The 6,454-nt window shown below is 67.5% G+C and carries 7 protein-coding genes; 4 read left to right on the top strand and 3 right to left on the bottom strand.

Going from position 1 to position 6,454, the window contains the following annotated elements:
* Window positions 1-208: 208 nt before the first annotated feature.
* The 3 genes from VLA96_11685 to VLA96_11675 all read right to left on the bottom strand — a co-directional run bounded on the left by VLA96_11685 (window position 209) and on the right by VLA96_11675 (window position 2,176).
* Window positions 209-493: an HU family DNA-binding protein gene (locus tag VLA96_11685; protein HSE49861.1), complete on the bottom strand. Its 285-nt coding sequence runs from the start codon at window positions 491-493 to the stop codon at window positions 209-211.
* A 45-nt stretch (window positions 494-538) separates the two neighbouring features.
* The gene (gene sppA, locus VLA96_11680; protein ID HSE49860.1) at window positions 539-1,516 is read right to left on the bottom strand and encodes a signal peptide peptidase SppA; all 978 of its coding nucleotides are present in this window, start codon (window positions 1,514-1,516) and stop codon (window positions 539-541) included.
* A gap of 66 nt (window positions 1,517-1,582) precedes the next feature.
* Window positions 1,583-2,176, bottom strand: coding sequence for a type 1 glutamine amidotransferase domain-containing protein (locus VLA96_11675; GenBank protein ID HSE49859.1), 594 nt, complete (start codon window positions 2,174-2,176; stop codon window positions 1,583-1,585).
* A 144-nt stretch (window positions 2,177-2,320) separates the two neighbouring features.
* Here VLA96_11675 and VLA96_11670 point away from each other — a divergent pair, with 144 nt between their 5' ends.
* The 4 genes from VLA96_11670 (at window position 2,321) to VLA96_11655 (ending at window position 6,422) form a co-directional block, all read left to right on the top strand.
* Entirely contained in the window at window positions 2,321-2,479 is a 159-nt protein-coding gene (locus tag VLA96_11670) for a YHS domain-containing protein (protein HSE49858.1), read from the top strand.
* 56 nt (window positions 2,480-2,535) lie between these two features.
* The gene (locus VLA96_11665) at window positions 2,536-4,932 is read left to right on the top strand and encodes a DUF3536 domain-containing protein (GenBank protein ID HSE49857.1); all 2,397 of its coding nucleotides are present in this window, start codon (window positions 2,536-2,538) and stop codon (window positions 4,930-4,932) included.
* 204 nt (window positions 4,933-5,136) lie between these two features.
* A complete protein-coding gene (locus VLA96_11660) occupies window positions 5,137-5,805 on the top strand; it encodes a hypothetical protein (GenBank protein HSE49856.1) in 669 nt (222 codons plus the stop codon).
* Window positions 5,802-6,422, top strand: a complete 621-nt coding sequence (locus VLA96_11655; protein ID HSE49855.1) for an FmdE family protein — start codon at window positions 5,802-5,804, stop codon at window positions 6,420-6,422. The genes VLA96_11660 and VLA96_11655 overlap by 4 nt, the downstream gene beginning before the upstream one ends.
* Window positions 6,423-6,454: the final 32 nt, after the last annotated feature.

The raw sequence follows: 6,454 nt of genomic DNA, 5'->3' as shown, positions 1-6,454 counted from the left end.
CACTTCAGGGTCTCGTGGCACTCGGGGCAGCCTTCGTGCACGATCGCGCGGAGACGTTTGAGGATGGGCCGCGCGAAAGGCTGCGCGCTCCTGATGTAAGCGTCGATGCGGGAATCGCGTTTTGCCATGGTGGCCTCGCTGGTGGCCGAACAGTTTAGGACAAAACGAAAAGGGCCGGCGAGAGCCAGCCCTGGGAAGCAAGAACGCATTACTTGGCGCCGGTGTTGACGAGGTCCTTGAGTTCCTTGGACGGCTTGAAGTAGGGGATGCGCTTGGCGGGGACCTCGACGCGCGCGCCGGTCTTGGGATTGCGGCCGACGCGGGGCTTGCGCTGGCGGGTGCGGAAGCTGCCGAAGCCGCGGATCTCGATCTTGTCGCCGGCGCGCAGCGACGCCACCACGCTGTCGAAGATGGTCTCGACGATGACCTCGCTGTCCTTGCGCGTCAGCTCCGCGAGACGCGATACCTCGTCGATCAGGTCGGCTTTCGTCATGAAATCGCTCCCGCTCCTAAAGATTTTGGGGCCGAATGTCCTGGTCTATTTCCAGAGATAGTAAAAGCCCACGTGGGTCTCGAGCAACCGCGCTTTGCTGGGGACGAGCTGGCTGATGTCGCCGAACAAGACGTCGAGCAGGGTGCGGCGCTCGGGTTCGGGATGGACGATCATGGGCTCGCCCTTGATGCCGACGGCCTTGGCGGTGTCGTCGATGGCGGCGTGGTAGTCGCCGATCTCGTCGATGAGCTTGAGCGCCTTGGCCTGCTCGCCGGTCCAGACCTTGCCGTCGGCGAGCGCCCGGACGTCTTCCACCTTCATCTTGCGGCCGTCGGCGACGGCGCCGACGAACTGGCGGAACATGTCGTCGATGAGGCTCTGGAGGTATTGCTTCTCGGCGGGCGTGAGCTGGCGGGTGGGCGAGCCGGTGTCCTTGAACTCGCCGGTCTTGAAGGTGATGGGCTGAAGCTTGGCCCACTTCACCAGCTCTTCGTAGTTGTACCACTCGGCGATGACGCCGATGGAGCCGACGATGGAGCCGGGATTGGCGTAGATCTTCTCGGTGGCGGAGGCGATGTAGTAGCCGCCGGAGGCGCCCACGGTCTCGATGGAGGTGACGACCTTCTTTTTCTTCTTCTCGCGGATGCGCTTGACCTCGCTGTAGATCTCCTGCGAGGCGGCGACGCCGCCACCGGGGGTATCCATGTGGAGGATGATGGCCTTGACGGAATCGTCGTCGCCGTACTTCTTGAGCTGCTTGACGACGGTGCGCGGCTCGAAGATGACGCCGTCGATGTCCACCACCGCGATCTTGTCACCGAAGCCACCGAACTCGGAGTTGTTGTCGGTCTTGGCGCTCAGGTAGATGAGCGCGAAGACGGCGACGACGAAAGCGAAGAAGGCGGCGCCCCCGATCAGGATCCAGAGCCAAACGCGCGGCTTGGGCTGCGGCGGCATGGGCGGCCGCGGCGGCGGCGGGGGCACGGCGGCGTACTGCGGCGGATTCAGGGGCGGCAGACCCATAGGGAAGCGCAAGTGTAGCACTTCCCATGGGTTAGAGGCGAAGAGTCAGCGGGGAACCGGCGGCGGTCAGGCCACGTCCTCGAAGCGGCGCTCGCCGCGGTTGATCTGGGAATCGCGGTACTCGGCGAACAGGCGGAGCATCTCGTGGTTGAAGACGGGAAGGTCGTCGGGCTTGCGGCTGGAGACCCAGTTGCCGTCGCGCAGGACCTCGCGGTCTTCCCAGCGGCCGCCGGCGTTGGCGATGTCGTCGCGGACCGAGGGCCAGCTGGTGAGCAGGTGCTGGTGGACGAGGTCGGCGGAGACGAGCAGCCAGGGCCCGTGGCAGATGACGGCGATGGGCTTCTCCGCGTTCTCGATGTCGGTGATGAACTGCTGGGCTTTTTCCTCGACGCGGAGGGCGTCGGCGTTGAGCGCGCCGCCGGGAAGCAGGACGGCGTCGAAGTCGTTGGGATCGGCGTCGGCGAGGGTGCGGTCCACCTTCACGCGGCCGGCTTTGTCGTGATGCTTCATGCCGTAGATCTCGCCCGGGTGCGGGGCGACGACGAAGGTCTGGGCGCCGGCCTGGTCGAGCGCCTGGCGCGGCTGGGTGAGTTCGGATTCCTCGAAGCCGTCGGTCGCCAGGATGGCGACGCGGAGTCCGGCCAGCGGTCTTGCGGTCATGACTGCCTCCTCGTTCTTGTGGGGTCTCATGGTGTGATGCGAAGGCGAAGAGGAGGTTGGAGGAAATCGGGAGCTGCTGCTCGCGGAGCAACAGGCGTATGCTGGCAGTCATCCGAGGAGAAATCCCCAGCTCGGAGGCGCACCATGGCGGTAGATCCAGTCTGCAAGATGGAAGTCGACGAAACCGATCTCGAACAGGACCAGAAGCTGCAGTACAACGAGAAGACCTACCTCTTCTGCAGCCCAATCTGCAAGCAGCGCTTCCAGGAAGACCCGACGAAGTACGCGAAGGAAGCGGCGTAATCGAGCGCGTCACACAACGATAAGGGCGCGGCGGGAATCCAAGTAGGGGCCCGCCTATGGAACGGTACGTCTGCGTCCACTGCCATTTCTATCAGCCGCCACGCGAGAACCCGTGGCTGGAAGCCATCGAGCTGCAGGACTCGGCGTATCCCTACCACGACTGGAACGAGCGCATCACAGCGGAGTGCTACGCGCCGAACGCGACTTCGCGCATCCTTGATCCGGACGAGCGGATCGTCGCGATCCTGAACAACTACTCGCGCATCAGCTTCAACTTCGGGCCGACGCTGCTCTCGTGGCTGGAGGCTTTCGCGCCGGACACGTACCGGGCCGTGCTCGAGGCCGACCGGCTGAGCGCGGAGCGCTTCGGCGGGCACGGCTCGGCACTGGCGCAGGCGTACAACCACATGATCCTGCCGCTCGCCACCAAGCGCGACAAGGTCACGCAGGCGCTGTGGGGCATCCGGGATTTCCAGCACCGCTTCGGGCGGGACCCGCAAGGCATGTGGCTGCCGGAGTGCGCCGTGGACACCGAGACGCTGGAGGTGCTGGCGGACCTGGGGATCCAGTTCACGGTGCTGGCGCCGCGGCAGGCGGCGCGGGTGCGTCCCATCGGCAGCAGCGAGTGGCAGGACGCGAACGGCGGCGGCGTAGATCCCTCGCGCGCGTACCGCGCGAAGCTGCCGAACGGAAAGTCCATCGCGTTGTTCTTCTATGACGGACCGATCGCGCAGAGCGTGGCGTTCGAGGGCCTGCTGGCGAGCGGGCATCGCTTTGCCGAGCGGCTGCTGGGCGGCCTGAGCGAGGAGCGTTCCTGGCCGCAACTGCTGCACATCGCCACCGACGGCGAGACCTATGGGCATCACCACAAGTACGGCGAGATGGCGCTCAGCTTCGCGCTCCACCACATCGAGAGCGCGCAGGCCGCGAAGCTGACGAACTATGCGCAGTTCCTGGCGGAGCATCCGCCGCAGTGGGAAGCGGAGATCGTCGCGAACAGCTCGTGGAGCTGCGCGCACGGGGTGGAGCGCTGGCGGGCGGACTGCGGCTGCAACACCGGCGGGCGCGGGGACTGGAGCCAGGAGTGGCGCGGGCCGCTGCGGCAGGCGCTGGACTGGCTGCGCGACGAGATCGCGGCGCCCTACGAGAAGGACGCGCGCGCGCTGTTGCGCGACCCGTGGGCGGCGCGCGACGAGTACATCACGGTGGTGCTCGACCGGTCGGACGAGTCGCTCGACCGCTTCTTCGCCGAGCACGGCGCGCGCGAGCTGCGGCCGCGGGAGCGCGTGCGCGCGCTGGAGCTGCTGGAGCTGCAACGCCACGCGATGCTGATGTACACCAGCTGCGGGTGGTTCTTTGACGAGTTGTCGGGGATCGAGACGGTGCAGGTCATCGAGTACGCCGGGCGCGCGGTGCAGCTGGCGCAGAAGCTGTTCCGCGATCCGAACCTGGAGAAGCAGTTCGTGGAGCGGCTGGCGGTGGCGAAGAGCAACCTGGCGGAGCACGGCGACGGCGCGCGCATCTACGAGAGATACGTGAAGCCGGCGGCGGTGGACCTGGAGAAGGTGGCGGCGCACTACGCGATCAGCTCGCTGTTCGAGCGCTATGGCGAGCGGACCTCGATCTACTGCTACGACGTCGCGCCCGAGGACTACCACAGCTTCGAATTCGGCAAGGCGCGGCTGGCGGTGGGGCGGGCGCAGATCACCTCGCGCATCACGCGCGATTCGGGCACGTTCAGCTTCGGGGTGCTGCACTTCGGCGACCACAACCTGAGCGCGGCGGTGCGGCCGTTCCACGGCGAGAAGGCGTATGGCGCGATGCTGGCGGAGGCGCGCGACGCGTTCCTGGGCGCGGACCTGCCGCAGGCGCTGCGCATCCTCGACAAGCACTTCTCGGGCGTGGCGTATTCGCTGCGGTCGCTGTTCCGCGACGAGCAGCGCAAGATCATCGGGCTCATCCTCGACAACACCCTGCAAGAAGCCGAGGCCAGCCTGCGGCAGCTCTACGAGCACCACGCGCCGCTGCTGCGCTTTCTCTCCGACCTGGGGCAGCCGCTGCCGGAGGTGCTGCGCGGGACCGGGGAGTTCGTGCTGAACTCGCAACTGAAGCGCGCCTTCGCGGAAGAGCGGCTCGACCTGGAGCGCATCCGGACGCTGCTCAAGGTGGCGCAGCGGGAGCAGGCGCGGCTCGACGGCGCGGGGCTCGGCTTCGAGCTGCAGCAGAACCTGGAGCGGATGGCGGAGCGGCTGCGCGAAGCGCCGGAGGACGCCGAGTCGGCGGCGCGGCTCGACGCGGCGGTCGGACTGGCGCGCGAGTTGCCGTTCGAGGTGAACCTGTGGCGGGTCCAGAACCTGTACTACGAGGTGCTGCGGGGCGCGCAGCACGCTGAGGCGGAGCATCGCGACCGTCTGCTGGCGCTGGCGGAGAAACTCGCGCTGAGAGGCGCCTGAGCTCCCAAGGGAAGGGTCCTGCTGAGGAGCCGAGGGGCCCCGCCGCATTCACCAGGCGGGGTATCGGCGACGAAGCATCTTGGTGAGTCGCGGCAACAACCAAGGTCCTTCGTCGCTACTCGCTCGCTGAAGAAACCGCTCGCTCGCCCGCCGCGGCGGGCTCCTCAGGATGACCCATGGGGAAGTAGGGGCTACACTCTTGGAATGCGCCGCGCAATCCTGCCACTACTACTGTTGCTGCTGGCCGTCCCGGCCTTCGCGAAGACGCACAACGTCGCGTTCGGCAAGCCGCTCAACGTGAAGCTGTTCGTGGGGCCGGCGGAGGACCAGGTGCAGCCGATGACGGTGCGCGGCCTCTACGTCGACGGCAAGCTGAAGGAGTTCACCACGGGCGAGACGCACGACGTCACCGAACAGAGCTTCGTGGTGCGGCGTGCCTTCCGCGTGAACGACGTGCTGCCGGAAGACGAGAAGAAGGTCCCGAACTGGAAGTGGCAGCGCGGCGGGTGGTTGCTGGTGGACAAGGCCAGCGGGCGCGTGGCGCGGCTCGACCTGCCCGACTTCGATCCGTACTACTCGACGACGAGCTGGTTCCGCGACTACGCGGCGTATTGCGGGCTCTCGGGCGACGCGGAGAAGGTGTACGCCGTGGTGGTGCAGCTCGGGCAGAAGAAGCCGCTGATGCGCAAGCTGCTGGGCGCGGCGAAAGGCGACCCGCTGCCGGATTCCGAGTGCGCGCCGCCGAAGTGGCAGCGTGCGCCGGTGCGCGTGACGTTCGAGCCGGCGGGCAAGGCGCAGGTCACGTTCGCGGTGAAGGGGCGGTGGGTGGAGCTGGCGCCGGAGAGCGAGACGCCGGAGCCGGATAACGAGTGAGCGCCGGCGGGACGCCCGCGCTACGGGGGAACATGGAGTCGTTCGATCACTATCTCGGGGAAGCGGAGCGGGCGCACGGGCACCTGTGCGCCGGGCAGGTGCTGGGCGTGCGCATGGCGATGCTGGGGCTGGCAAAGCTGGGCATCGAGGAGCCGCGCGGCAAGGACCGCAAGCGGCTGGTGACGTTCGTGGAGATCGACCGCTGCGCCACCGACGCGGTGGCGGTCGTGACCGGGTGCCGGCTGGGGAAGCGCGCGCTGAAGTTCCGCGACTGGGGCAAGGTCGCGGCGACGTTCGTGGACGTGCAGAGCGGACGGGCCGTGCGCATCGCGGCGAAGGAATCCTCGAAGGAGCTGGCGCGGCAGGCGCATCCGGAGCTCGACGACAAGAACCGGCAGCAGATGCTCGCCTACCGTGAGCTGGCGGACGCCGACCTGTTCGAGGTGCGCTGGGTGAAGGTGGCGCTGCCGCCGGAGGAGTTTCCCGGATACAAGGGCGAGCGGATCGTGTGCCAGGCTTGCGGGGAAGGCATCAACTTCCGGCGCGAGGTGCGGCGCGAGGGCAAGACGCTGTGCCGGGCGTGCGCCGGGGAGCGGTATTGGGAAGAGATCTCCTGAGCCGGCGGCGGAAGCCGCCAGCCCTGCCGGCT

It is taken from the genome of Terriglobales bacterium (genome assembly GCA_035457425.1).
Lineage (GTDB): Bacteria > Acidobacteriota > Terriglobia > Terriglobales > Acidobacteriaceae > JACPNR01.
Note: the sequence above shows the minus strand (reverse complement) of the source record. Positions and strands in the feature narration are given on the sequence as shown.